Source organism: Streptomyces sp. NPDC003284 (assembly GCF_053589675.1).
In genome coordinates this window covers 1-24,058 of sequence record NZ_JBSFSI010000034.1, presented here as the reverse complement: position 1 = coordinate 24,058, position 24,058 = coordinate 1, and the positions used below count along the sequence as shown (strand labels likewise).

At 68.9% G+C, this 24,058-nt stretch carries 22 protein-coding genes and 1 pseudogene; 9 read left to right on the top strand and 14 right to left on the bottom strand.

Annotated features, from left to right (window positions below; all coding sequences use genetic code 11):
- Positions 1–138 precede the first annotated feature (138 nt).
- Entirely contained in the window at positions 139–1,584 is a 1,446-nt protein-coding gene (locus ACWDYF_RS36525) for a cytosine permease (protein WP_389474533.1), read from the top strand.
- Between the two features lie 43 nt (positions 1,585–1,627).
- On the opposite strand, the gene ACWDYF_RS36520 is transcribed toward ACWDYF_RS36525, so the two are convergent.
- From ACWDYF_RS36520 to ACWDYF_RS36490, 7 genes are all read right to left on the bottom strand, one after another.
- A complete protein-coding gene (locus ACWDYF_RS36520; protein ID WP_037888729.1) occupies positions 1,628–2,716 on the bottom strand; it encodes a branched-chain amino acid aminotransferase in 1,089 nt (362 codons plus the stop codon).
- Between the two features lie 250 nt (positions 2,717–2,966).
- Positions 2,967–4,010 carry a 3-isopropylmalate dehydrogenase gene (locus ACWDYF_RS36515; protein ID WP_389474530.1) on the bottom strand — a complete coding sequence of 348 codons (1,044 nt, stop codon included), beginning with the start codon at positions 4,008–4,010 and terminating at the stop codon, positions 2,967–2,969.
- A gap of 79 nt (positions 4,011–4,089) precedes the next feature.
- On the bottom strand, positions 4,090–4,221 hold the full coding sequence (locus tag ACWDYF_RS36510) for a hypothetical protein (protein ID WP_018569343.1): 132 nt from the start codon (positions 4,219–4,221) through the stop codon (positions 4,090–4,092).
- Positions 4,222–4,559: 338 nt separating this feature from the next.
- On the bottom strand, positions 4,560–5,123 hold the full coding sequence (locus ACWDYF_RS36505) for a GNAT family N-acetyltransferase (protein WP_389474528.1): 564 nt from the start codon (positions 5,121–5,123) through the stop codon (positions 4,560–4,562).
- Positions 5,120–6,040 carry an alpha/beta fold hydrolase gene (locus tag ACWDYF_RS36500; RefSeq protein WP_389474525.1) on the bottom strand — a complete coding sequence of 307 codons (921 nt, stop codon included), beginning with the start codon at positions 6,038–6,040 and terminating at the stop codon, positions 5,120–5,122. Before ACWDYF_RS36500 ends, ACWDYF_RS36505 begins: the two co-directional genes overlap by 4 nt.
- A 94-nt stretch (positions 6,041–6,134) precedes the next feature.
- On the bottom strand, positions 6,135–7,766 hold the full coding sequence (gene pruA, locus ACWDYF_RS36495) for an L-glutamate gamma-semialdehyde dehydrogenase (protein WP_381741079.1): 1,632 nt from the start codon (positions 7,764–7,766) through the stop codon (positions 6,135–6,137).
- Positions 7,767–7,962: 196 nt separating this feature from the next.
- A complete protein-coding gene (locus tag ACWDYF_RS36490; protein WP_064535404.1) occupies positions 7,963–8,889 on the bottom strand; it encodes a proline dehydrogenase family protein in 927 nt (308 codons plus the stop codon).
- Positions 8,890–9,051: 162 nt separating this feature from the next.
- Here ACWDYF_RS36490 and ACWDYF_RS36485 point away from each other — a divergent pair, with 162 nt between their 5' ends.
- The 3 genes from ACWDYF_RS36485 (at position 9,052) to ACWDYF_RS36475 (ending at position 11,432) form a co-directional block, all read left to right on the top strand.
- Positions 9,052–10,272: a PucR family transcriptional regulator gene (locus ACWDYF_RS36485; protein WP_381741077.1), complete on the top strand. Its 1,221-nt coding sequence runs from the start codon at positions 9,052–9,054 to the stop codon at positions 10,270–10,272.
- Positions 10,273–10,479: 207 nt separating this feature from the next.
- A complete protein-coding gene (locus ACWDYF_RS36480) occupies positions 10,480–11,190 on the top strand; it encodes a TnsA-like heteromeric transposase endonuclease subunit (RefSeq protein ID WP_389474522.1) in 711 nt (236 codons plus the stop codon).
- Complete coding sequence (locus ACWDYF_RS36475) at positions 11,187–11,432, top strand: hypothetical protein (RefSeq protein ID WP_389474520.1); 246 nt, start codon at positions 11,187–11,189, stop codon at positions 11,430–11,432. The genes ACWDYF_RS36480 and ACWDYF_RS36475 overlap by 4 nt, the downstream gene beginning before the upstream one ends.
- Here the strand turns inward: ACWDYF_RS36475 and ACWDYF_RS36470 are convergent.
- A protein-coding gene (locus ACWDYF_RS36470) for an IS5 family transposase (protein WP_451584332.1) occupies positions 11,422–12,239 on the bottom strand; the annotation gives its coding sequence in 2 pieces (ribosomal slippage) (positions 11,422–11,891 and positions 11,891–12,239; 819 coding nt in all). The genes ACWDYF_RS36475 and ACWDYF_RS36470 overlap by 11 nt on opposite strands.
- A 174-nt stretch (positions 12,240–12,413) precedes the next feature.
- On the opposite strand from ACWDYF_RS36470, the gene ACWDYF_RS36465 reads away from it, so the two are divergent.
- From ACWDYF_RS36465 to ACWDYF_RS36455, 3 genes are read left to right on the top strand one after another with little or no spacing between them, the layout of a single operon-like run.
- Entirely contained in the window at positions 12,414–13,772 is a 1,359-nt protein-coding gene (locus ACWDYF_RS36465) for a dsDNA nuclease domain-containing protein (protein ID WP_389473835.1), read from the top strand.
- A complete protein-coding gene (locus tag ACWDYF_RS36460; RefSeq protein ID WP_345651017.1) occupies positions 13,769–14,341 on the top strand; it encodes a hypothetical protein in 573 nt (190 codons plus the stop codon). The genes ACWDYF_RS36465 and ACWDYF_RS36460 overlap by 4 nt, the downstream gene beginning before the upstream one ends.
- Positions 14,341–16,278, top strand: a complete 1,938-nt coding sequence (locus tag ACWDYF_RS36455; protein ID WP_389473832.1) for an AAA family ATPase — start codon at positions 14,341–14,343, stop codon at positions 16,276–16,278. Before ACWDYF_RS36460 ends, ACWDYF_RS36455 begins: the two co-directional genes overlap by 1 nt.
- Positions 16,279–16,386: 108 nt before the next feature.
- Here ACWDYF_RS36455 and ACWDYF_RS36450 read toward each other — a convergent pair whose 3' ends face one another.
- Positions 16,387–16,623, bottom strand: a complete 237-nt coding sequence (locus tag ACWDYF_RS36450; RefSeq protein WP_389473830.1) for a hypothetical protein — start codon at positions 16,621–16,623, stop codon at positions 16,387–16,389.
- A 78-nt stretch (positions 16,624–16,701) separates the two neighbouring features.
- Positions 16,702–17,184 (bottom strand): DUF5677 domain-containing protein, encoded by a 483-nt coding sequence (locus tag ACWDYF_RS36445; protein ID WP_389473828.1) that lies wholly within the window; start codon positions 17,182–17,184, stop codon positions 16,702–16,704.
- Between the two features lie 599 nt (positions 17,185–17,783).
- On the opposite strand from ACWDYF_RS36445, the gene ACWDYF_RS36440 reads away from it, so the two are divergent.
- On the top strand, positions 17,784–18,827 hold the full coding sequence (locus ACWDYF_RS36440; RefSeq protein WP_389473826.1) for a pentapeptide repeat-containing protein: 1,044 nt from the start codon (positions 17,784–17,786) through the stop codon (positions 18,825–18,827).
- Positions 18,828–18,842: 15 nt separating this feature from the next.
- Here ACWDYF_RS36440 and ACWDYF_RS36435 read toward each other — a convergent pair whose 3' ends face one another.
- Positions 18,843–19,154 carry a hypothetical protein gene (locus ACWDYF_RS36435; protein WP_389473824.1) on the bottom strand — a complete coding sequence of 104 codons (312 nt, stop codon included), beginning with the start codon at positions 19,152–19,154 and terminating at the stop codon, positions 18,843–18,845.
- A gap of 404 nt (positions 19,155–19,558) precedes the next feature.
- On the bottom strand, positions 19,559–20,152 hold the full coding sequence (locus ACWDYF_RS36430) for a TetR/AcrR family transcriptional regulator (RefSeq protein ID WP_389473822.1): 594 nt from the start codon (positions 20,150–20,152) through the stop codon (positions 19,559–19,561).
- Between the two features lie 111 nt (positions 20,153–20,263).
- Here ACWDYF_RS36430 and ACWDYF_RS36425 point away from each other — a divergent pair, with 111 nt between their 5' ends.
- Positions 20,264–21,835 carry an MFS transporter gene (locus ACWDYF_RS36425; RefSeq protein WP_389473820.1) on the top strand — a complete coding sequence of 524 codons (1,572 nt, stop codon included), beginning with the start codon at positions 20,264–20,266 and terminating at the stop codon, positions 21,833–21,835.
- Positions 21,836–21,953: 118 nt separating this feature from the next.
- Here ACWDYF_RS36425 and serA read toward each other — a convergent pair whose 3' ends face one another.
- Positions 21,954–23,543, bottom strand: a complete 1,590-nt coding sequence (gene serA, locus ACWDYF_RS36420; RefSeq protein WP_381741071.1) for a phosphoglycerate dehydrogenase — start codon at positions 23,541–23,543, stop codon at positions 21,954–21,956.
- Positions 23,544–23,829: 286 nt separating this feature from the next.
- Positions 23,830–24,058: pseudogene (locus ACWDYF_RS36415) on the bottom strand (ketol-acid reductoisomerase); the annotation flags it as partial.

Sequence of the window (24,058 nt, the reverse complement as noted above, 5' to 3'; positions counted from 1 at the left end):
AATCCCTGGAAAGGAACAGTTGACTGGACCACATGGCTCCGGTCACATTGAACGTCGTTCTAACTCATACGCCCGCACCCTCAGCCCCACCGCTCCCCCACGCAGACGCAGCAGGCGGCAGTCGAAGGAGACCAGGCCATGCCGATCGAACAGCGCGGTGTCGACACCATCCCGGACCAGGAACGCACCAGCGGTCCGCGTGATCTGGTGTCGATCCTGCTCGGATCCAATCTGTGCTTCGGCGTGATCATCTTCGGCTGGCTGCCGCCCTCGTTCGGGCTCGGCTGGTGGGCCTCGGTCAGCGCGGTGGCCGCCGGAACCGTGGTCGGCACACTGTTCACCGCGCCGCTCGCGCTGGTCTCGCTGCGTACCGCCACCAACCTGTCCACCTCCTCCGGCGCCCAGTTCGGCGTGCGCGGACGCCTGGTGGGCTCGGTGGTCGGGCTGCTGCTCGCCCTCGGCTACACCGCGCTGACCGTGTGGATCGGCGGCGACGTGATGGTGAGCGTCCTGCACCGGCTGTTCGGCCTCACGGCCGGCCCGGTGTCGTACGCCGTCGTCTACACGCTGCTCGCCGCGGCCACCGTCGCGGGCGCGGTCTACGGCTACCGGGTGCTGCTCACCATGTCCCGGGTGCTGTCGTTCGGCATGACCGCCCTGCTCGTCCTCGGTGTGTTCGCCTACGCCCCGCACTTCGGCACCGCCGCGCTGCCGGAGGCCGGCGGCTATCTGCTCGGCGGGTTCTGGCCGACCTGGTTCCTCGCCGCCGTGGCCGCCGGACTGTCCGGCCCGATCGCCTTCATCACCCTGCTCGGCGACTACACCCGCTACATGTCCCCGCGCCGCCACTCTCCCCGCCGGGTGCTGCACGCCACCTGGCTCGGGCTGGTCCTCGGCCTGCTGGTCCCGCAGTTGTTCGGCACCTTCACGGCGTACGCCTCCCGGGCCGCCCTGGACTACGCCGGGCCGCTGGTGGCCGCCTCGCCCGCCTGGTACCTGGTCCCGCTGCTGCTCGCCGCCTCCGCCGGGTCGGTCGGCAACGCGGGCCTGATGCTGTACTCGATGGGCCTGGATCTCGACGCGATCCTGCCGCGCGCCTCCCGCGCCCGTGCCACCTTCACGGTCGCCGTGGTCGCCACGGTGTGCGTCTTCGCCGGGCACTACGCCTGGAACGCGCAGTCCGCGATGACCTCCTTCGTGCTGCTGCTCACCGCGATCGGCACCCCGTGGGCGGTCATCACCCTGATCGGTTTCGTCCGCTGCCGCGGTGTCTACGACGCCGACGCCCTCCAAGTCTTCAACCGCCGCTCGCACGGTGGCGTCTACTGGTACCGGGCCGGCTGGAACGTCCGGGCCACCGCGTCCTGGGCCGTCGGCGCCGGAGTCGGCCTGCTGGCGGTCTCCCTGCCCTCCTACCGTGGCCCGCTGCTGCACCTGACCGGCGGGGTGGACTGCAGCTTCCTGCTCTCGGGAGCGGCGGGCGGTGCGGTGTACCTGCTGCTGACGGCGCGCGGCCGGGAAGGCGCCAGGGCCGCCGTGGACACGGAGTCCACGGCGGCCCTGGTCACGAGCGGGGAGCGTTGAGGCCCGGCCGGGCCGCACCCGGCCGATGCGCACCCGGCGGTGACTAGCCGAGCCGGTGCATCCAGCCGTGCTTGTCCTCGGTGATGCCGCGCTGGATGTCCAGCAGCGCCTGGCGCAGCCGCATGCTCACCTCGCCGGGCTCGCCGCCCGACTGCTGCCACTGGGCGTCGGCCCGCTTGACCGTGCCGACCGGGGTGATCACGGCCGCCGTGCCGCAGGCGAAGACCTCGGTCAGCGTGCCGTTCTCGGAGTCGCGCTGCCACTGGTCGACCGAGACCCGGGCCTCCTCGGCCTCGTAGCCGAGGTCGCGGGCGACGGCGAGCAGCGAGTCGCGGGTGACGCCCTCCAGGATCGAGCCGCTGAGGGCGGGCGTGACGATCTTGTTCCCGTAGACGAAGTACAGGTTCATGCCGCCCAGTTCCTCGACCCACTTGTGCTCGACGGCGTCGAGGTAGCAGACCTGGTCGCAGCCCTGGGCGGCGGCCTCGGCCTGGGCGAGCAGGGAGGCCGCGTAGTTGCCGCCGGTCTTGGCGTCGCCCATGCCGCCGGGGACGGCGCGGACCCGGTCCTCGGAGGCCCAGATGGAGACGGGCTTCACGCCGCCGGGGAAGTAGGCGCCGGCCGGGGAGGCGATCACGATGAACAGGTACTCGTTGGCGGGCTTGACGCCGAGGCCCACCTCGGTGGCGATCATGAACGGGCGCAGGTACAGGGACTCCTCGCCGCCGTGCGGCGGGACCCAGTCCTTGTCCTGCTGGACGAGGACGTCGCACGCCTCGATGAACGTCTCGACGGGCAGCTCGGGCATGGCGAGCCGGTGCGCGGACGCCTGGAAGCGCCGGGCGTTCTTCTCCGGGCGGAAGGTGGCGACGGAGCCGTCGGGCTGGCGGTACGCCTTCAGCCCCTCGAAGATCTCCTGGGCGTAGTGCAGCACCGTGGTGGCCGGGTCGAGGGGGATCGGCGCGTACGGAACGAGCTGGCCGTCGTGCCAGCCCCGGCCCTCGGTCCACCTGATCGTCACCATGTGGTCGGTGAAGTGGCGGCCGAATCCGGGGTTCGCCATGAGCGCCTCGCGCTCCGCGGCGGCGAGTGGGTGGGCCGAGGGCTTGAGCTCGATCGTGGGCGTCGTCATGAGTGGGTGTCCTTCACCGAGTTGTTGTGACGGGCCGCGCTCACTCCCGCACGGCACGTGGCCGGTGCTAGGACGTCCGAGCATTCCCTCATGTCGCGGCTCCGCGTTCGATTATCGCGCGGCGGCCGTGGCGTGAGAAAACGGGGTGAATGCGGCTCTGGGTCCGATGGTGGCACCCGGCGGCGGACAGGGGGAAGCCGCCGGGCGCGGAGTGCGACCCGGCGGCTTCGAGAGATTTCGTGCGGCCGGGTCAGCCGGCTACTCGTGCGGCGAGCGCGTCGCCGATCTCGGCGGTGGTGCGCTCGGGCAGCGCGCCGCGCTCCGCGAGGTCGGCGGAGACGGCGTCCTCGATCCGGGTCGCCTCGGCCTCACGGCCGAGGTGGCGGAGCAGCAGGGCGACGGAGAGCACCGTGGCGGTGGGGTCGGCCTTGCCCTGGCCCGCGATGTCCGGGGCCGAGCCGTGCACCGGCTCGAACATGGACGGGTAGGCGCCGCTCGGGTTGATGTTGCCCGAGGCGGCGACGCCGATGCCGCCGGAGACGGCCGCGGCGAGGTCGGTGATGATGTCGCCGAAGAGGTTGTCGGTGACGATGACGTCGAACCGCTCGGGCTGGGTGACCAGGTAGATGGTCGCCGCGTCGACGTGGATGTACTCGGTGGTGACCTCGGGGTACTCCTCGGCCACCTGGTTGAAGATGTTCGTCCACAGGTGACCGGCGAAGGTCAGCACGTTGTTCTTGTGGACCAGGGTGAGCTTCTTGCGCGGGCGGGCCTGGGCGCGGGCGAAGGCGTCGCGGACCACGCGCTCGACACCGAAGGCCGTGTTGACGGAGACCTCGGTGGCGACCTCGTGCTCGGTGCCCTTGCGGATGGTGCCGCCGTTGCCCGTGTAGGGGCCCTCGGTGCCTTCGCGGACGACGACGAAGTCGATCTGCGGCTCACCGGCGAGCGGGGTGGCGACGCCGGGCAGCAGCTTGCTCGGCCGCAGGTTGACGTGGTGGTCGAAGGCGAAGCGGAGCTTGAGCAGGAAGCCGCGCTCCAGGACGCCCGAGGGCACCGACGGGTCGCCGATCGCGCCGAGCAGGATCGCGTCGTGGCCCTTGAGGGCGTCGAGGTCGGCGTCGGTGAGGGTCTCACCGGTGGCGTGGTAGCGCCGGGCGCCGAAGTCGTACTCCTTGGTCTCCAGCTTCACATCCTGCGGGAGCGCGGCGGCGAGGACCTTGAGCCCCTCGGCCACCACTTCCTGGCCGATGCCGTCACCGGGGATCACTGCGAGATCGATGCTGCGAGACATGTCGGCACCCTACCGCTCGTCCCGAGAGCTGACACAGAGCGTCCGGGATGTGGACATGGGGGGATCGGGACGGAACGGCTCAGTGGCCGGTCTCGCCGCCGTTGTCCCGGCGGTCGAGGGCGCGCTGGAGGGCGGCGGCGGCGTTCTTGCGGTCGGACTCGCTCGTACGGGAGGCGTGGCGGACGCGGCGGCGGACGGTCGTCTCGGCCATGGGGGATCGACTCCTTCGGGAATCCTTCTGGACACCCCGCGAGGACGCGCGCGGACGCGGTCGGACACGAGAGGTCCCGAAAAGGGGAGCACCACACAGGTGCGGGACGCCGGAAGGGGCGGGGAGCGAGGCCGCAGGGGTGACCTGCGCACGGGCCCGGCTCACGACCGCCATTCGCTGGTTCCAGCGAGACGTTCGGCTTCTTCCAAGCTAAATGAGGTAGGCGCGCCTGTCTGCATCATTACTCGGACTTCCTACTATCTGAGACGGCGGCATCGCCCGAATGCCGCGCCCACCGCTCTGACCTGCGAAAACCCACAGGAATCCGGGAGCACCGGTCAGAGCACGTCGCCGTCGCGCCAGTCGAAGAGCAGTTCGGCGTCCGGATCGGACGCGGCGGCGGGCACCGGCCACACATAGGTGGACCCCTCCTCCTCGGGCAGCCGCACCGCGCCGTCCGGGCCCAGCGCGCCGATCGGCCCGGACCAGGCCCGCCAGCCCCGGGCCGCGTAGAGGCGGGCGCCGTCGTCGCTCGCGGAGAGCGGGCCGAGGTCGTAGGCGCGGGTGACGATCCCCTCCAGGGCGTCCATGACCAGGCCGCCCAGACCGGTGCGGCGCACGTCCCGGCGTACGGCGACGGCCTCCACGTACCCGGTGCGCAGCCAGCGCCCGCGCAGCCGGACCCGGCGCTGGACGACCGAACCGTGCGCGGCGAGCCCGTGCTCGTCGTGCACCAGGGCGTGCAGGCCGCCCAGGCAGTGGTCCCAGTCCTCGGCGTCGAAGTCGCCGTCGAAGGCGTCGTACAGCAGGGAGCGGACCGGGCTCAGCTCGGCCGCGGTGAGGTCGGCCGTGTGGGCGGTGCGCAGCCGCGCGCCGGGGCTCCGGCGCTCCGGGGCGCTCACAGCGCCGCCGCCACGGCGTCGCGGAAGGCCGCGGGTTCCTCCACCCAGGGCAGATGCCCGGCCCCGGGCAGGACCGTGCGCCGCACCCGGGGCAGGGCCGCCGCCAGGGAGTCCACGGCGGTACGGGGGCGGATGTCGCGGCCGCCGTCCACGATCACCACGGGCACATCGAGCCGACGGCAGGCCGCCGCCAGCTCCGGTGTGCCCCAGGTGCGGGCGCGCTCCGCGTTGAGCGCGGCGGCGCAGCTCTCCGCGACGCCGAACCAGGGCTCCGCCATGCGCCGGGCGTGCGCCAGGGAGTGTTCCCGGTCGGGGAACTCGGCGGACCAGCGCAGCACCGCCGCCTCGCGCCGCTCCTCCTCCGAGCGGGGCTCCCGGCCGGTCAGCTCCCGCCAGCGGGCCAGGCGCGCGGGGTCCTCGGCGAGGCGGGCGCGGAAGTTCTCCCGGTAGGCGGGGTGCCAGTCGGTGTCGGGGCCGATGCCGGTGCCCGAGACGTACACCAGGGCGGCCACCCGCTCCGGGTGGGCGAGCGCGTGGCTCAGCGCGAGCTGGGCGCCCCAGGAGTGGCCGAGCAGGGTGACGCGCGGGAAGCCGAAGTGCGCGCGTACGGCGTCCAGGTCCGCGACGAACCGCTCGCCGGTCCAGGGGCCGTCGCACGGCGCCGAGCGTCCGCAGCCGCGCTGGTCCCAGCGGACCACGTCGGCCCGGTCGGCGAGCAGCGCGGCCACGTCCCCGAACATGTCCCACAGGCCGGGTCCGCCGTGGCACAGCACCAGCGGGGCGGTGCCCTGCCCGGTGCGGGAGGCCCAGAGCCGGACGCCGTCGTCCGTGATCACCTGTTCGCCGGGCGGCGGTGCCGTCCCGCCGCCGTGCCCGCCGTCCGGGCCGTGCGCGCCGTGCGTCCGCGTCGAGGTCATACGGCCAGTGTGCCGGGCGGACACGCGGACGGGCCGGTCCTTTTCCGGGTACCGGCCCGTCGGCGCGTGCGGGGTGTCACCCGCGGTGCGGGTGTCAGCCCATGTGCGGGTAGGTGTAGTCGGTCGGCGCGATCAGCGCCTCCTTGATGGCGCGGGTCAGGGTCCAGCGCATCAGGTTCTGCGGGGCGCCCGCCTTGTCGTTGGTGCCGGAGGAGCGGCCGCCGCCGAAGGGCTGCTGGCCGACCACGGCGCCGGTCGACTTGTCGTTGATGTAGAAGTTGCCGGCCGCGTAGCGCAGCTTGTCCATCGTGTACGCGGCGGCGGCGCGGTCGCCCGCGACGACCGAGCCGGTGAGGGCGTAGTCGGAGACGGACTCCATCTGGGTGAGCATCTCGTCGTACCGGTCGTCCTCGTAGACGTGCACGGCGAGGATCGGGCCGAAGTACTCGGTCGTGAAGACCTCGTTCTCCGGGTCGGAGCACTCGATGACGGTCGGGCGCACGAAGTAGCCCACCGAGTCGTCGTAGGAGCCGCCCGCGACGATCGTGCAGGACGGGTCCTCCTCGGCCCGGTCGATGGCGGCCTTGTTCTTGGCGAAGGACCGCTCGTCGATGACCGCGCCGATGAAGTTCGACAGGTCGGTGACGTCGCCCATGGTCAGGTAGTCGACCTCGGCCGCGAACTCCTCCTTGAAGCCGGAGTTCCAGATGGAGGCCGGGATGTACGCCCGGGAGGTGGCCGAACACTTCTGGCCCTGGTACTCGAAGGCACCGCGGGTCAGGGCGGTCTTCAGCACCGCGCGGTCGGCCGACGGGTGGGCCACCACGAAGTCCTTGCCGCCGGTCTCGCCGACCAGGCGCGGGTAGGAGCGGTACTTCTCGATGTTGTTGCCGACCGTCTTCCACAGGTGCTGGAAGGTCTTGGTGGAGCCGGTGAAGTGGATGCCGGCCAGGTCGCGGTGGTTCAGGGCCACCTCGGAGACCTCCAGGCCGTCACCGGTGAGGAGGTTGATGACGCCCTTGGGCAGGCCCGCCTCCTCCAGGAGCTGCATGAGCAGCACGGCGGCGTGCGTCTGGGTCGGGGACGGCTTCCAGATCACCACGTTGCCCATGAGGGCGGGCGCGGTGGGCAGGTTGGCGGCGATCGCCGAGAAGTTGAACGGCGTGATCGCGTAGACGAAGCCCTCCAGCGGGCGGTGGTCCAGGCGGTTCCACACGCCCGGCGAGTTGGCCGGGGGCTGCTCGGCCAGGATCTGGCGGGCGTAGTGCACGTTGAAGCGCCAGAAGTCGACCAGCTCGCAGGGGCTGTCGATCTCCGCCTGCTGCGCGGTCTTGGACTGGCCGAGCATGGTGGAGGCGGCGATGGTCTCGCGCCAGGGGCCGGCCAGCAGCTCGGCGGCGCGCAGGATGATCGCCGCGCGGTCGTCGAAGGACATCGCGCGCCAGGCGGGGGCCGCCGCGAGCGCCGCGTCCACGGCGTCCTGGGCGTCCTGCCGGGTGGCGTTGGCGTACGTGCCCAGGCGCGCCTTGTGGTTGTGCGGCTGCACGACGTCGAAGCGCTCGCCGCCACCCATCCGCTTCTCGCCGCCGATGGTGCAGGGCAGGTCGACCGGGTGGTCGGCCAGCTCCTTGAGCTTGGCCTCCAGCCGGGCCCGCTCGGGCGAACCGGGGGCGTAGCCGTGCACCGGCTCGTTGACGGGGGTGGGGACCTGGGTCACAGCGTCCATGTGTTCCGTAACTCCTTGACTTGAGCGGTGTTTCGAGCTGTACGGCGGGCGCGGTGGGCTCGCTCAGCCCTTGCCGACCATCGAGCGGACGAAGAAGCGCAGGTTGGCCGGCTTCTCCGCCAGGCGGCGCATGCTGTGCCTTCCCGGGGGGCGACCCCCGGACCCCCGGCAGGGGGTGCGGCACAGCCGTTGCCGGTCAGCCTCGGCTGAGCATGCTCCGCGCGAAGAAGCGCAGGTTGGCCGGCTTCTCCGCCAGACGGCGCATGAAGTAGCCGTACCAGTCCGTGCCGTAGGCGGTGTAGACGCGCATGCGGTGGCCCTCGGCGGCCAGGCGCAGGTGCTCGTCGCTGCGGATGCCGTACAGCATCTGGAACTCGTACTCGTCGAGCTTGCGGCCGGCCGTGCGGGCCAGCTCCTGCGCGATGGAGATGAGACGCGGGTCGTGGGACCCGACCATCGGGTACCCGTCGCCGTCCATCAGCGTGCGCAGGATCCGCACGTACGCCTTGTCGATCTCGTGCTTGTCCTGGTAGGCGACCTCGGCGGGCTCCTTGTAGGCGCCCTTCACCAACCGTACGCGAGAACCGCTCGCGGCGAGGCGGCGCGCGTCGGCCTCGGTGCGGAAGAGGTAGGCCTGGATGACGCAGCCGGTCTGCGGGAAGTCCTTCCGCAGCTCCTCGTGGATGGCGAACATCGAGTCGAGGGTGGTGTGGTCCTCGGCGTCCAGGGTGACCGTGGTGCCGATCGCGGCGGCGGCCTCGACGACCGGGCGGACGTTGGCGAGGGCCAGCTCGTGGCCGCCGGGGAGGGTCTGCCCGAACATGGTCAGCTTGACGGACATCTCGACGCGCGGACCCAGGTCCAGGTCCTTGATGTGGTCGACGAGCGCCAGGTAGGCGTCCCGGGCGATGGTCGACTGCTCCGGGGTGGTGATGTCCTCGCCGACCACGTCCATGGTCAGGTCGAGGCCCTTGCCGGTGAGGTCCGCGACGATGGGGACGATGTCGTCCACGGTCTCGCCGGGGATGAAGCGGTCCACGACCTGCTTGGTCACCGGAGCCGCCGACACGAGACGGCGAATCCGGTCGCTGCGCGACGCGGCGAGAATCACGGGACCCAGCACGGGGCACCTCCACAACAGTGAGCACAAGGCCGCGACCCGACCGATCGGGAACGGCACGGAGAACCACTGTGAAAGTTAGGGATCCGTGTGATCGTCGGCCATCGACAGCTGTCACGCATCCGCGGACCCGATCTCAGACATATGTATGAAGGGTCCGCGGAAATGCGGGAGAATGCCCGGGTGACGGCGGATTACAAGGGCGACTACCAGGAGCTGATCGACGAGATCTCGGAGCTGCTGGGCGCTCCGGCCACCCTGGAGAACCGGAACTTCGAGCTGATCGCCTTCGGCACCTACGACAGCGAGGGCGACCTCGATCCCGCCGCGCTCGACCCGGTGCGCACCCGCTCGATCCTCACCCGCCGCTCCACGGCCGCGGTGCGCCGCTGGTTCGAGGGCTTCGGCATCACCCGCGCCACCGGCCCGGTCCGCATCCCGCCCACCCCGGAGGCGGGCGTCTACCGGGGGCGGATCTGCCTGCCGGTACGCCACCGGGGAGTCGTCCTCGGCTATGTCTGGCTGCTGGTGGACGACCCGGGTCCGGCGGAACCCCAGCTGACCGCGGCCATGCGGGTGACGGGGCGGATCGGGGCGCTGCTCGCCGACGAGGCGCAGCACGGCGCCGACCTCACCCGCGAGCTGCGGGCGGTGCTGACCGCCGAGCGGGGCTGGCCCCGGGACATGGCGGTGGCCGAGCTGCGGACGGCGCTGGGGCCGCGCGCGGAGGGGCCGCACACGATGGTGTGCGTGGCGCCCTGGCCCTCGGCCGACCCGGACGACGCGCCCTCGGTGCGCACCCTGCCGGGCGCGACGGCCCTGTGCACCGTGCCGTGGGGGGCGGCGGACCAGTGTCTGGCGCTGCTGGTGCGGCTGCGCTCGGCGGACTCCCCGGCCCCGGCGGTGTCGGCGGCGACCCGGCTGCTGGAGCAGGCGCCCGGCGGCGGGGCGGGAGGCACGGCGGGCGGTGCGGCGGGCGCGGCGGCCGGGATCGCCGCCGGACGCACGGGCCTGGCCGAGCTGGGCACGGCGTGGGCGCAGGCGGTGGCGGCGGCCCGCGCGGCGCGCGCGGAACCCCGGCTCGGTCCGGTGGCGCAGTGGGCGCGCATCGGCCCGTACCGGCTGCTGACCTCGCTGACCGGCGAGGCCGCGCACGACGCGGCGGTGGCGCCGCTCCTCTCCCCCGCCCACCAGGAGCTGGCCCGTACGGCGGAGGTCTATCTGGACTGCGCCGGGCAGGCCGGGCGCACCGCCGCCGAGCTGGGCGTGCACCGCCAGACCCTCTACTACCGGCTGTCCCGGGTGGAGCAGCTCACCGGGCTCGACCTGGACGACGGCGAGGACCGGCTGCTGCTGCACATGGCGCTGAAGGCGGCGCGGCTGTAGCCGCGTCTAGGATCCGTAGTTTCGTGAGCACTGTCGGCGGATCATGAGCACTGCCCGAGCAAATTCGGGTGATCATGAGCATCGGTGACGTTCAGTAGTTGTCAGTTGTTGGCTTCTTGCGGTCTTCCGAGCTTGGGCTGCGAGGGTGCTCCGTACCGTCCAGGTGTGGCGATACGGAGCACGAGCAAGGTTCACAGGGAACGTGGGGTGCCCGCGGCATCGATCCGGCACGAAGACGGGTCGATTCATGAAGTGCCCTTACCAGAGCTCCGGCTGACTGACTTCGCAGGATCTGTGCCGTGGCGGCAGGTCAGGTCGGTACACGGACAGGCTCACTACTCGGGAAGCTACTCGTCGGCGACAACGGGTAGCTATGTGGTCTATGAGAGCCGCCTGGAGTTGGCCCGTCTGCTGCTGGCGGACTTCGATCCGGCGGTTCGCGGGATCTTTGCCCAGCCGTGCCGGTTGGTGGTCCGGATCGGAGACCGGGTACGGCATCAGGTGCCCGACTTCCTGCTCGTCAAGGGCTCGGGAACGGTGCGGGTGGTCAATGTCAAACCTGCTGTCCGTCTGCAGGATCCGAAGATCGCGGAAGCCCTGGAATGGCCGGGCAAGCTGGTCGAGCGGCACGGCTGGGAGTACGAGATTTGGTCCGGGGCAGACCGGGTTCTGCTGGAAAACGTACGGTTCCTTGCTGCCTACCGCCGGCCCGGCATCGTGCCTGAATCTGAGGTCGAGGAGGCCTGGCAGCAGGTCACAGATGGCGATCTGATGGCCGTCGCCGAACGGCGGCTGGCCGGTGACCGTCCAGTTCACGAGGCCCGGCCACCCCTGATGGCACTGTTGTGGTCCGGTCGGCTGACCACAGATCTGTCCCGCCCGCTCTCGGGTGAATCAGTGCTGCGGAGGTGCGCGTGAGCGCATGGACGACGGCGCTGCAGCCAGGACTGCCGATCAGGTTCGATGGTGAGCAGTTCACGGTCGCCGAAATCGAGGGCCGTCGGGTTCTTCTCAAGCAGGCTGCGGTTGCTGGGGTGCCGCGGTGGCGGCAGGTCGACATCTCTGTGTTGCTGTCGCATCCCACCACCGAGGTCTTGGTGTCGGCACCGGATGAGGAGCCAGCGGTCGCGGCGGTGCTAAGACCGTGTCCTATGTGGTGAGGCGGACGAGTCGCTTGTGGCAGCAGATGGCTGCGGCGAGGCCGAGAAAGGCCAGGTAGTTACGGGGGTCGCGCTCGTAGCGGGGGCTGAGTCGGCGGTAGCCGGACAGCCATGAGATCGTCCGCTCGATCACCCACCTTCGGCGGCCCAACCGTTCGCTGGACTCGATGCCTTTGCGGGCGATGCGCACGCCGATGCGTTTGCCGCGTAACCATTTCCGCAGGTGGGGGACGTCATACGCCTTGTCGGCGTGCATGCGTTGAGGCTTGAAGTGGCGGCCGCGGTGGGGGTCGTGTCTCGTTTGGTGACCCTCGACCATGGGCTTCAGCGCTTCGCTGTCGTGGGTGTTGGCGACCGAGACGCCGACGACCAGGGGCAGTCCGTTCGCGTCCGACAGGACATACATCTTGGAACCCGGCTTACCCCGGTCCACGGGGCTCGGACCTGTGAGTTCGCCCCTTTTTTAGCCCGGACATGAGCGGAGTCGAGGACGACCCGCGAGACGTCGATGAGGCCAGCGTCATCGAATCGGTGCAGCGCCGCTTCGTGCAGCCGTCCCCACACGCCAGCCCGCGACCAGATCAGGAACCGGCGGTGCGCGGTCGACTTCGATATCCCGAAACACGGCGGCAGAGCCCGCCAGGCACAACCGCTGACCAGCACGTAGGTGATCGCCGCGAACAGCGTCTCATCAGGCGTGTCCTGCGTTCCCCCGCCCTGCGGCCGCACCTTCGACGGTGGGATCAGCGGCTCGGCGATCTCCCACAAGCCGTCCGGAACAATCCAACTCCACGTACCCCGCCCCATAGACAGCCCAACGAGCGATCACCACATAGGACACGGTCTTAGTGCGGACGGAACTGTCTGATCGTTCCAGAATTATGCGATCACTCGGTTACGTTACGCATGCGGACTGTGATACGCCTAGGGATCTTCGGCTCACCGACCCCTCGGGGCTCGCGGTGCGCGTACGGCTTGGGGGTGGCTGTGGTCGACGTGGCAGTGGACGCAGCGGATGACGCTGACGACTTCGTGCATCCGATCTTTCAGCGGGCGCCCGGGGAGGACGCAGGAACCGACACCTCACGGCTGTATCGGTACCAAGCCGAAGTGGCGGCTCAGGCGTGCTTGGCCATGCTTACACGGGACGAGATCGAGTACGTCGTCTGCGAGTGGCACGAGGACTTCGCCATCGCCTTCAAGGACGGCGCCGTCGAGCTGGTATCGGTGAAGCACCGCCAGTACCACCGGACCCTGTGGAATGTCGGCGATCTGTGCAAGGACGGGGGCCTGGCACACCTGTTCAATAGCTGGCGCGCGTGCGGTTGCGCAGACAACGTTCGCTTGCGCCTCACCACGAACGGCGCCTTGAACACCGGCAAGGGCAATGCCGCTGTACTCGCGAGAATGTGCGGTCCAGACCCAGAGGTCACTGCGGACGTCGACGCGATGGCAACGACCATCGCGCGGTACTTCCTGAAGATTCGTTGGAAGCAGCCGTACCCGCACATCCCCGAAGTGCCGGAGACCAAGGCGATGGCTGACATCGCCATACCCGACGGCTTCGTCGCCACCATCAAACGGTTCCTGGCCGTGCTGCACATCGACTACAAGAGCGTGCCTTCGTCCAAGTTCATCACCGACCACAACCTGCAGCAGCTCCTCCGGCCGGCCATCCTGGCTCTGGAGCTGGATCACGTGGACAACGAAGCCACCTATCGCCAGATCGTCGAGCGCATCGAGCAGGCCAACCGCGGCGAGGGTGAGCGTGGCCAGTTGGCCGAGTACATCGTGACGCCGAGCAGGGTCCTCCAGAACGTGCAGATGCAGCAGCGCATCGCTCGCCGGACGCTGTACGCCCGCACCGTGCGCGAGCAGTTCGTCTACCGCGAACTCACAGTTCCGACCTTCGCTCCTGGTCGACTCCCCATGGTCGCTCCCGGAGGAGTGAATCTCCGCAAGAAGCTGGTGCAGGGGCAGGTTCCCGATGATGAAATCGTGCACGCGGAGAGTTTGCGCTCGGCCTGGTACGTCGCCTGGAAACAGCACCAGTCGGGATTGCCAGGAGACAGTTCCGACCTCGCCAATATGCGCTTGGAAGTCTTGGACACCGCCTTCGACTGCCGTGCGGACGCCCAGAGCGAGACGGCGGAGGGCAAGCCGTATGGGGCGCGCATGAACCGGCTCTTGAGGCAGCGACTGACGCCTGAAGCGATGTCGGTGACCCTGCCGTTCAAGATCAACGGCAAGCACCTTCGTGGCCTGGCGTATCAGCTGTGCGACGACTGCGACTACTACTTCTCCGAAGTCTTCACGATCTCCGGCGAGGAGGCATCGTGAGCAACGCCTCTGAGCGTTTGGCTTCCGAGACGCGCATCAAGGTGCAGGCTCGTAGCGAGGAGCGCCGTGAGGCTCATTACCACGAGGCGAGAGTCCTGCTGCTGATCGGACGCTTCACCACGGCACGCACGGGCCTTGCGGGACTCACCAAACTGGCCAAACTCGACTTCCTACTTCGCTATCCGGCGATGCTGGAGCGACTTCTTGACGAGAACGGCTCCGGCTGGCCCCGCGGCACCGAGCCCACAGCCGCCGAGCGACGGGCCGTCGAGAGTCGCATGACCCGCTACAAGTACGGGCCTTGGGACCAGCGCTACTACAGCATCCTCGGCTCCCTGGCGGCCCGTGACCTCATCACGTACACGGGTGGCGACCAGACTGAGTTCCGCGTCACGGCCAGAGGTGCTGAGGCTGCGGCGGCTCTGTCCGAGACACCTGACTGGGTGCTCGTCTCGCAACGCACGGCGCTCTTGAAGAAGCACTTCGACAAGTCGGGGTCAGCCCTGAAGAACCTCATCTATGAGCGCCTGCCCGACGCGGTGGACAGGCCCTGGCGGACGGAAATCTGATGGCGGTCAACCTGAAGTTCCTCGCCCTAACTCTCACCACCGCAGACGCGGAGCAGACGTACCGGTTCGACCAGCCGGCCACCGTGATCAGCGGACCGAGCGGCAGCGGCAAGTCCAGCCTTCTCATGCTGCTCAAGCATGCTGTCGGCGGTGACGCCATCCTCACGCCGGCCGTGCGCGATCATGTCCACTCGGTGTGTGCGGAGGTCCTCGTCGGCGACGAACACCTGGCGCTCCGGAGGCTGATCGGCGAAGCTGGCAGCAACCAGGTGGACGTGCTCGACCCCGTCACACTGGAACTCCGCGAAAGCCTCATCATCCGCGCCGAGGCCGGTCAGACAACCCTGTCCGACCGGCTGCTGAGCGCCTTGAGGTTCCCTCGTGCGTCAATTCCCGTGCGTCGGGAAGGCAAAGCAGCCAAGGCCAACGTGACCTTCCAGGCCCTGTTCGCCTACGTCTACCTCGAAGCGATCTACATCGACACCCAGATCGTTCGCCACCAGCAGACCTACTTCGACGGGATGCGCCGAGCCCTGTTCGAGATCATCTTCGGACTGACGGACAGCGTGCTCTTGGATCTGAAGCAGCGCTCGGCACAGCTCCTGACGGACATGAAAACGAAGACCTCTGAGCACGACAACGTCAGCAACTTCCTCCGAGAGTCGGACTCACGAAGTGATGACGCGCTCCGTGCGGAACTCGTTCAGCTACGCGAGATGCTGTCCCTCGCCGAACGTACCCTCAGTGATCTGCGCTCAGAGCTGGAGGAGAGCAGCGCGGCAGATGCCGTTCTCCGGCAGGAGCTCCGTCGGGCCGTCGCTGGCGCGAGGGACGCCAACCAAGAGGTCGAAGCTGCACGCGAGTTGCTCGAAGCCCGTGAATCAGTCGTCGCTCAGGTCGAACTCGATCTCCTGCGCTTGGAGCGCTCCGCGTCCGCGATCGAAAAGCTGTCTCCATTCGACTTCATCGTCTGCCCTCGCTGCATGCAGCGGCTGGAAGGACGGCCGGTCCAAGAGGACCACTGCATTGTCTGTCTGCAACACGATCCCCCGGACGAGTCCGTCGACCCTGCAGCCATCCAGCAGACCCGGGAGGCCCTTGAGAGGCAGCTCCAGGACGCACAGGCTGTTCGCGAAGCTGATGCACAGGTTCTTGCAGCTGCGCGCGACCGCGTCCAGCAAGCCGACTTCCTCACCACCACCCTGCGACGGGAGCTGGACTTGCAGACCCGGGACATCGTCGCCCCCCGATTCGACGCAATCGCCAGTTCTAGCGCCCGCGTAGCCTCGCTCGGAGCGAGCATTGACGCCGTCACCCAGCTGCGTGATGCCTGGGCTCGCGCGCGGTCCATCAACCAAGAAGTCAAGGACCTCAAGGCGACCCGCACGCGCGTCCAGGCCGACGTCAAGAGTCGCACCCTGGCCCTCGCAGCCCGCGGCCAACTCGTAGACGACCTGAGCCAAGAGTTCTTCACTCTGCTCGCCGAGCTGCACCTGCCTTGGGTACAGACGGCGGTCATCGACCCGAAGACCTATCTGCCGGTGATCGACGGCAGTCCTTTCGAGAGCCTGCAGGCTTCCGGCGGCGGCATCACGACATGCGTGAGCATCGCCTACAGCCTCGCCCTACTGGAATTCGGGCTCACCCACCCTGATGTCCTCGTCCCCTCTCTGCTGATCATCGACTCCCCGCGCAAGGCACTGGGCAACAACCCAGACGACCAGGAACGCGGAAACCGCATCTACGACCGCTTCAAGACACTCGCAGACGCCTACGGCGACCGGGTACAGCTGATCATCGCTGACAACGACACCGCCCCCATCCCTAGCGACACCTTTAGCACCATCCCCCTCGACTACAACCGCCCCATGGTCCCTGGCGTAGCACACCCTGGTCCTGAGCATGTCCACCGTGCCGAAGACGGCTATGGGGCATAGTCGGCCGTTCCTAGTGGTCGGGCTGGTAGCAGTAATCCTGGACACGACCCACTTGGATGTGTCGGCGTCGTTTGTTAAACGCTAATGCGGACAGGTTCTCGCTGCATGTCACTGAGGCGCCGCAGCAACCGGGATAGCGCCCCGCTTCAGGTTGAGGATCTCAGCGGGAAGGCCCAGGTCGTTCATAATCTTCTCAATGGTCTTCTTCATCGGGTGGCCCTCGATATAAGGGCTGATCGCGTTCGCAGCCTGCAGAAGTGCGACCGGGACCCACAATCGCTCGACTATCACCTCCACGCCCTGCGGCTCCGTCGCGAAGTACAACATGTCGTCCTTCTCGACCACGAACGGGTTCGCCGTGTACGCAGTCGTGTGGGACAAGGCAGAGTGGTGCCGGTACACCGGATATATCTCCGGAGTCCCTTACGCCTTGGCGAGGTTGTCGAAGTTCGACAGCTCGCCGAGTAGCCGCTTGTGCAGCTTCTCGTCGGCCTCATCCGCGAACTCGAGTGGCGCTGTCTCAACCGTTACGGGGTCGGGCAAGTTCCACGTCGCATTGACGTTGTTGGCTAGCTTGGTGCGGTGCTCGTCGGAGTACGCGCGGATAGCCCTCAGCGCCGACCACCCGTTGTCGACGAGCCAGTTCATCGCGTACGCATGACCGATCAGGTTCCTAATCAGGGGCGCGGCTTCCACGCTGAAGCCGTCGTCGTAGAGCCGGACGACCGCCTTCGCTGTGCGGTTGGTGAATTGCCACCAGCCCATCAGCATCGGCATCATCGACATGTCACGGACAGCGACGGTCACCCCGGTACCGACAACCTTGTCCGCTTCGGCGAGCAACAGCGGGACGACTGCACGGCAGCGCCTAAGGCACTGCTCATTCGGTCCGAACTTGTAGGTCATGATCCTGAATGTAGCTTGCGAGCCAGTCCCGTGGCCTGCACACTTGCGACTTCTGATGCTCTGCCAGCTGCCCACCGCTCGGCGGCCGCGAGGTCCGGCGCACTTCCCTGTGGAACACGGGCGAAGCCGTCCCACGACTCGAGGTTTCTCGGCCCCTCGGCCGCAGGTGGCTGAGCCCTGCCGCACATGGGGCCATGGCACCGGTAGACGTCCATGGGCGCGCGCCGCCGCTTGTAGGGAGCGAGCCGATCGTCGGGGTCGATGCATGTAGGACCACCTGGGACGGCTGGTCCGGGACGGCTGTGCCTGTCCACGATCTCCCCGGGGCGGGTCGGTCTTCCCGTACTCACTGTCACGACACCGCAGTCATGTTAGTGCTCGAGTGCTCATGATCAGCGACGTCCGCCTCTGCTCCTGAAGATCCGTAGAAAGCACAACACGAGGACGCTACCGCAGTCAGTTGCGCCAGGAGCCCGTGCTTCGGTGGAAAGATCAGGAAGCCCGCCCCTCAATACGTTGCCTCTGCGGGGACTCGTGCGGTGAGATGAGTCGTGCGCAAACAACGGGGACTTGTGATTCTGGGAGGCGTAGCGATTGCTATGGCTGCCATCTGTGCGGTGCTGCTTGTATGGCGCGGGCCCTGGTGGGCTGACGGCGAGTACCTCAGTGACAAGGAACTGCGCACCGGTTCGGCCGCGCTGGTCACTGGCTTTCGGACCTCGGTCGTGCAGCTGTTCGCCCTCTTCGGGGCGGGCATCGCCCTTCTGTTCACCGCATTCAACTACCGACTCACCCAGCGAGGCCAGGTCACTGAGCGCTTCACTAAGGCATTGGAACGCCTCGGCTCGGCAGAGATGTACGTACGAATCGGAGGTCTCCTGGCCCTAGACCAGATCGTCCAAGATGCCCCTGGCCAGGCAGAGCACGCGACGCAGGTACTGAAAGCCTTCGTACGGGACCGGGCCGCTCGCGGTGCCGCCCCAGCACCTCCAGTTGCCCGATCCATGCGCATTGCCGAGGCACGTCGGGCCGCTCACGGCAGGGGTGGGGTAGCCAGCATCCCGGCCGCCTCCGTACGCACAAGGCCCGATGCAGACATACAGCAGGCGTTGACCGCACTCATCGGACCACCGACCCAGCCGGGCGGGCACCCAGACGACAGCATCTGGGAGTGGAACGGGGGCTCTGAGCACGTGGATTCGGGCAGGAAGATCGATCTTGGTGACTTGAACCTCGCCGGAGCCAACTTTCACCGCGCGGACCTGTGTGGAGTCCGGTTGGACGGTGCCGATTTGAGCGGGGCCCGAATGACTCGGGCATACCTGCAAGGTGCCAGCCTGGAGGGGGCGAACCTGACGGGGGTTGAGATGTATCGGGCGAACTGCAACGGGACCCGGATGGACGACGCGGATCTCACCAATGCCTACATCGACGGTGCAGACATGGCGAACGCCTACGGGCTGGCAGTGGAACAAGTGCTGGTGGCGGAGGTGACTAGCCGGACGTCACTTCCGAGTTATATCGCGCAGGACCCCCGTGTGCTCGCGCGTATGGCGGAAGTGGAGAAGATCCTCGAAGACGAGTGGGCAGGTGCTCACCGCGCAAATGCCGAAAGGACTGCTTCGCTCCCGGTAGGCGAGTGAACGTGCTGAAACCCTTCAGTTGAGCAGGCCCCGCCGTCGGGGCTTGTTCAAGGGATCGGGCTCGTACAAGGCCAAGAGCACAGCTTCCGCGCGGTCCGGCGACTTCATGCCGCGGGCCTTCATCGCCTTCTTGCTCTCGATCTGGGTGTAGCCGCTCGTCGTGGAGAGCTGCGCAGCCGCCTTCTTATCGACGTGCAGGCGCAGCCGCCCCGGCCGGACGACGACAGTGAGACCGGCCGTGGACGGGCCCTGACGACGCGTGGTGCGTGCACCCGCGCGGGTGCGGAGAGGCCGGCCCGGTTCTTCCGGCCTACCGTTCAGCGACACGGTCCCTTGGGATGTTCTGGACCCAGGCCGTCGGGGTCGTCACCTCAGGAACCTGCGAACCGCCGGATTCGCGTGGTCGACACACCAGGGCTGCCCGCTGAGCCTCCCCGGCTGGGCGGAACATAGCCGCCGAACGCCGGTTACCCAAACCGGCGATTCTGCGGACCATTGTTCCTCCCACCACCAGTCGCCGAACACCCGGGATACGGAAGGCAAGGGCTAACCGCCGCTACACACAGCGACCATCAAAGACACCCGTGCGGTTCCTTCTGCTCATGATCGGCACTCGCACGCAGTGCTCATCTCGCGCGGAATCCGCCGTTTCTGCAGGAAGCCGTGCTCACCAAACTGCGGTCCCTACACCGCGGCCGCCGCCCGGCGCGGGCTGGCCGTCGGGACAGGTCCTAGGCGTGCTGCGCGGCGCCCGCCAGCACCCGGCGCAGGCCCTCGGTGAGCTGGTCGGCGCGGGTGGCGGTGTCCGGGTCGAAGAGCCACTGCACCATCAGGCCCTGGAGGAGGGTCTGGTAGAGACGGCCCTCGGTGTCGACGGTCTCCTTGTCGAGGTCGGCCTCGGGGACGTCGGTGAACAGCGGCAGGATGCCGGAGCGGCCCTCCTCCTGGGCCTGCGCGAGGAGCTTGCGCACCTCGGGCAGCCGGTCGCCCTGGAGGATCAGCTCCAGGCTGAGCAGCCAGGTGGGGCGGGAGGCCGGCACCGAGCGGATGATCTGCTCCCAGACCTCCTGGAACCGCTCCAGCGACCCGGGGGCCGATCCGCTCCCGGCCGCCGCCGACCAGGCGGGGCCGCCGCTGCCGCTCATCTCCTCGACGAGGGAGACATAGGCCTTCACCAGCAGCGCGTCCTTCGAGCCGTAGTGGTAGCCGATGGAGGCCAGGTTGGTCCCGGACTCCTTGACGATGTCGCGCGCGGTCGTCCGCACGAACCCCTTCTCCAGCAGGCAGCGCTTCGCGCCGTCGAGCAGATCCTCACGATGTCCCATGCCCTCCAGCCTACCCGCGGATCCATACATCCGTCCTATACGGATGACCTATACGGGCGACCTATACGCTCGTACTAGACAAGCGTTTAAGACGTGTGTACATTCGTGGTCATGACGAACTCGACGAGCACGACGACCCGGGCCGGTCTCGCCGGCCGCCGCGAATGGACCGCCCTCGGCGTGCTGATGCTGCCGCTGCTGCTGGTCTCGATGGATGTCTCGGTCCTCTACTTCGCCATCCCGGCGATCAGCGCGGACCTGGAGCCCACCGGCACCCAGCAGCTGTGGATCTTCGACATCTACGCGTTCGTCCTGGCCGGGCTGCTGATGACGATGGGCTCGCTCGGCGACCGCATCGGCCGCCGCCGGCTGCTGCTGATCGGCGCCGCCGCCTTCGGCACCGCCTCCCTCGTCGCCGCCTACGCGAACAGCGCGGAGACCCTGATCGCGGCCCGCGCGGTGCTCGGCATCGGCGGCGCCACCCTGATGCCCTCGACCATGGCGCTGGTGCGCACGATGTTCACCGACCCCGGTCAGCGCGCCAAGGCGATCGGCATCTGGTCCGGTGTGATGACGGCCGGCATCGCCCTCGGCTCGGTGCTCAGCGGCATCCTGGTGCAGTACTTCTGGTGGGGCTCGGTCTTCCTGGTCAACCTGCCCGCGATGGCGCTGCTGCTGGTGCTCGGCCCGATCCTGCTCCCCGAGTCGAAGAACCCCGCCCCCGGCCGCTTCGACCTGATCAGCGTGCCGCTGTCGATGGCCGCCGTGCTCCCCGTGGTCTACGGCCTCAAGGAGATCCCCTCCGAGGGCGTCCACCCGCTCTACGTCGCCTCGATCGCCACCGGTCTGTTCTTCGCGGCCCTGTTCGTCCACCGCCAGCGCACCGCGGCCTCCCCGATGATCTCGCCCGCCCTCTTCCGCGGCCGCGGCTTCGCCCCCGCCGTCGTCCTCAACCTGATCTCCTCGTTCGCCATGATGGGCTCGGCCTTCTTCACCACGCAGTACCTCCAGTCGGTGCTCGGCAAGAGCGCGATGGAGGCCGCCCTGTGGGCGCTGCTGCCCTCGCTGCCGATCGGCATGGCGGCCCCGATCGCCACCCAGCTGGTGCAGAAGGGCGTCAACCGGGCCTACGTCGTCACCGCCGGCTTCGCCATCGGCGCCGCGGGCTACGGGATGCTGGCCGTGGCCGGTACGGACTCCCTCTGGCTGATCCTGGCGGCCTGCGCGGTCCTCTCCTCCGGCATCGTGATGGTGATCTCCCAGATGACCGACCTGGCGCTGGGCGCGGCCCCGGCGGAGCAGGCGGGCGCCGCCTCCTCGCTGCTGGAGACCGGCTCGGAGTTCGGCGGGGCGCTGGGCATGGCGACGCTCGGCTCCATCGGCACGGCGATCTACCGCCACGACATCCCGGCCGGTGCCCCCGCCCCGGCCCACGAGACCCTGGGCGGCGCGCTCGCCGTCGCCGGTCAGCTCCCCGGCCGGACCGGAGAGGCCCTGGTCACCGCGGCCCGCGAAGCCTTCACCCACGGGATGCAGGGCGCGGCCCTCGCCGGAGCGGCCCTGCTGGTCCTGGCCGGGATCGCGGCCACGGCGACCCTGCGCCGGGTGAGCGTCCGGGCCGACGAGGCGGCCGAGGCGGTCGCGGAGACCGAGCAGGCGCAGCCCGAGAAGGTGCTCGCCTGAGCGCCGGGCGGCACGCGAAAGGCGCCGGGTGAGCTGGGAACTCCAGCTCACCCGGCGCCTTCCGGTGCCTCGCGTGAGTCTCGCCGTCGGCGGCCGGGCGGCCCCGGCCTCCGGCGCGTCAGACCAGGTTCACGGAACGGGCCGAGGTGGCCCCGATCTCCGCCGAGACCTCCGCGAGCACCCCGGCCGGAACCGTGTCGTCCACGGTCAGCACGGCAAGCGCCTCGCCGCCCACGCCCGCGCGGGCCACCTGCATACCGGCGATGTTGATGCCCGCCTCGCCGATGACCCGGCCCACCGTGCCGACGACACCGGGACGGTCCTCGTAGCGCAGGACGACCATGTGGTCGGCGAGCGCGAGGTCGACGTCGTACTCGCCGACGGCGACGATCTTCTGCACGTGCTTGGGTCCGGCCAGGGTGCCGGAGACCGACACCTCCTCGCCGTCGGCGAGGGTGCCGCGCACCGTGACCACGTTGCGGTGGTCGGTGGACTCGCTGCTCGTGGTCAGCCGGACCTCGACACCGCGCTCCTGCGCGAACAGCGGCGCGTTGACGTAGGAGACCGTCTCGTCGACGACGTCCTCGAAGACGCCCTTGAGCGCGGACAGCTCCAGGACCTTCACGTCGTGCTGGGTGATCTCGCCGTAGACCTCGACGTCGAGGCGGACGGCGACCTCACCGGCGAGCGCCGTGAAGATGCGGCCCAGGCGCTCGGCGAGCGGGAGACCCGGCTTGACGTCCTCGGCGATGACGCCGCCCTGGACGTTGACCGCGTCCGGCACCAGCTCACCGGCGAGGGCCAGGCGCACCGACCTGGCGACGGCGATGCCCGCCTTCTCCTGCGCCTCGTCCGTGGAGGCGCCCAGGTGCGGGGTGCAGACGACCTGGTCGAACTCGAAGAGCGGGGAGTCGGTGCACGGCTCCTTGGCGTACACGTCCAGGCCCGCGCCGGCGACCCGGCCCTCCTTCAGCGCCGAGTACAGCGCCTCCTCGTCGACGATGCCGCCGCGCGCGGCGTTGACGATGCGCACGGTCGGCTTGACCTTGTGCAGCGCGTCCTCGCCGATCAGGCCGAGCGTCTCGGGGGTCTTGGGCAGGTGGACGGTGATGAAGTCGGAGACCTCCAGCAGCTCGTCCAGCGTCAGCACCTTGACGCCCATCTGCGCGGCCCGCGCGGGCTGCACATACGGGTCGTAGGCGACGACCTTCATGCCGAAGGCGGACATGCGCTGGGCGACCAGGGCGCCGATGCGGCCGAGGCCGACGACGCCGAGGGTCTTCTCGGCCAGCTCGACACCGGTGTACTTGCTGCGCTTCCACTCACTGTTCTTCAGCGCGGCGTTGGCCTGCGGGATGTTGCGGGCGGTGGCGAGGAGGAGACCGCAGGCCAGTTCGGCGGCGGTCACGATGTTGGAGGTCGGGGCGTTGACGACCATCACGCCGGCCTTGGTGGCGGCGGAGACGTCCACGTTGTCCAGGCCGACACCGGCGCGGGCGACGACCTTGAGCTTGCGGGCGGCGGCGACGGCCTCGGCGTCGACCTTGGTGGCCGAGCGGATCAGGATGGCGTCGACGTCGGCGATGGCGGGGAGCAGTTCGGCCCGGTCGGCGCCGTTGCAGTGCCGGATCTCGAAGTCCGGACCGAGTGCGTCGACGGTCGCGGGCGACAGCTCTTCAGCGATGAGTACGACAGGTTTCGAGCTCACGTGAGTCCTCACAAATCCAATGCGTGCGGACGGCCGTCCCGACGGCCGCAGGCGGTGGAGTGGGCGGGATGCTAGCCGCGTGGAAGACGCACGACGCTGTGGGCCTGACGCGTTGTTGTGCAGCAGTGTAGTGGCGTCGCGTGCGTCGTATTACGCCGCTGCGGAAGGATCACCCGTCCGTGGCTGGACGGGGTGGACAACGCCGCCGGTCCGCCGTGGGAGGCGGCGCCGCCCCGGGTGCGGCGAAGGGGCCGGAGCACCCGCTCCGACCCCTCTGCCCGGAGGCTTACGCCTCCTCGTCGACCCAGCTCATGAGCTTGCGCAGCTCCTTGCCGGTGGTCTCCAGCAGGTGCTCGGAGTCCTGCTTCTTGTACTCGTTGTACCGCTTGAGGCCGCCGTGGTACTCGTCCATCCAGTTCTTGGCGAAGGTGCCGTCCTGGATCTCGGCGAGGACCTTCTTCATCTCGGCCTTGGTGGCGTCGGTGATGATGCGCGGGCCGGTGACGTAGTCGCCC

Bases quoted from the DNA above. Each gene is read 5' to 3' on its own strand.
- ACWDYF_RS36525 (WP_389474533.1), top strand. From the start codon at position 139: ATGCCGATCGAACAGCGCGGTGTCGACACCATCCCGGACCAGGAACGC.
- ACWDYF_RS36520 (WP_037888729.1), bottom strand. From the start codon at position 2,716: ATGACGACGCCCACGATCGAGCTCAAGCCCTCGGCCCACCCACTCGCC.
- ACWDYF_RS36515 (WP_389474530.1), bottom strand. From the start codon at position 4,010: ATGTCTCGCAGCATCGATCTCGCAGTGATCCCCGGTGACGGCATCGGC.
- ACWDYF_RS36510 (WP_018569343.1), bottom strand. From the start codon at position 4,221: ATGGCCGAGACGACCGTCCGCCGCCGCGTCCGCCACGCCTCCCGTACG.
- ACWDYF_RS36500 (WP_389474525.1), bottom strand. From the start codon at position 6,040: ATGACCTCGACGCGGACGCACGGCGCGCACGGCCCGGACGGCGGGCAC.
- pruA (WP_381741079.1), bottom strand. From the start codon at position 7,766: ATGGACGCTGTGACCCAGGTCCCCACCCCCGTCAACGAGCCGGTGCAC.
- ACWDYF_RS36485 (WP_381741077.1), top strand. From the start codon at position 9,052: ATGCGGGAGAATGCCCGGGTGACGGCGGATTACAAGGGCGACTACCAG.
- ACWDYF_RS36455 (WP_389473832.1), top strand. From the start codon at position 14,341: ATGGCGGTCAACCTGAAGTTCCTCGCCCTAACTCTCACCACCGCAGAC.
- ACWDYF_RS36445 (WP_389473828.1), bottom strand. From the start codon at position 17,184: ATGACCTACAAGTTCGGACCGAATGAGCAGTGCCTTAGGCGCTGCCGT.
- ACWDYF_RS36440 (WP_389473826.1), top strand. From the start codon at position 17,784: ATGGCTGCCATCTGTGCGGTGCTGCTTGTATGGCGCGGGCCCTGGTGG.
- ACWDYF_RS36430 (WP_389473822.1), bottom strand. From the start codon at position 20,152: ATGGGACATCGTGAGGATCTGCTCGACGGCGCGAAGCGCTGCCTGCTG.
- ACWDYF_RS36425 (WP_389473820.1), top strand. From the start codon at position 20,264: ATGACGAACTCGACGAGCACGACGACCCGGGCCGGTCTCGCCGGCCGC.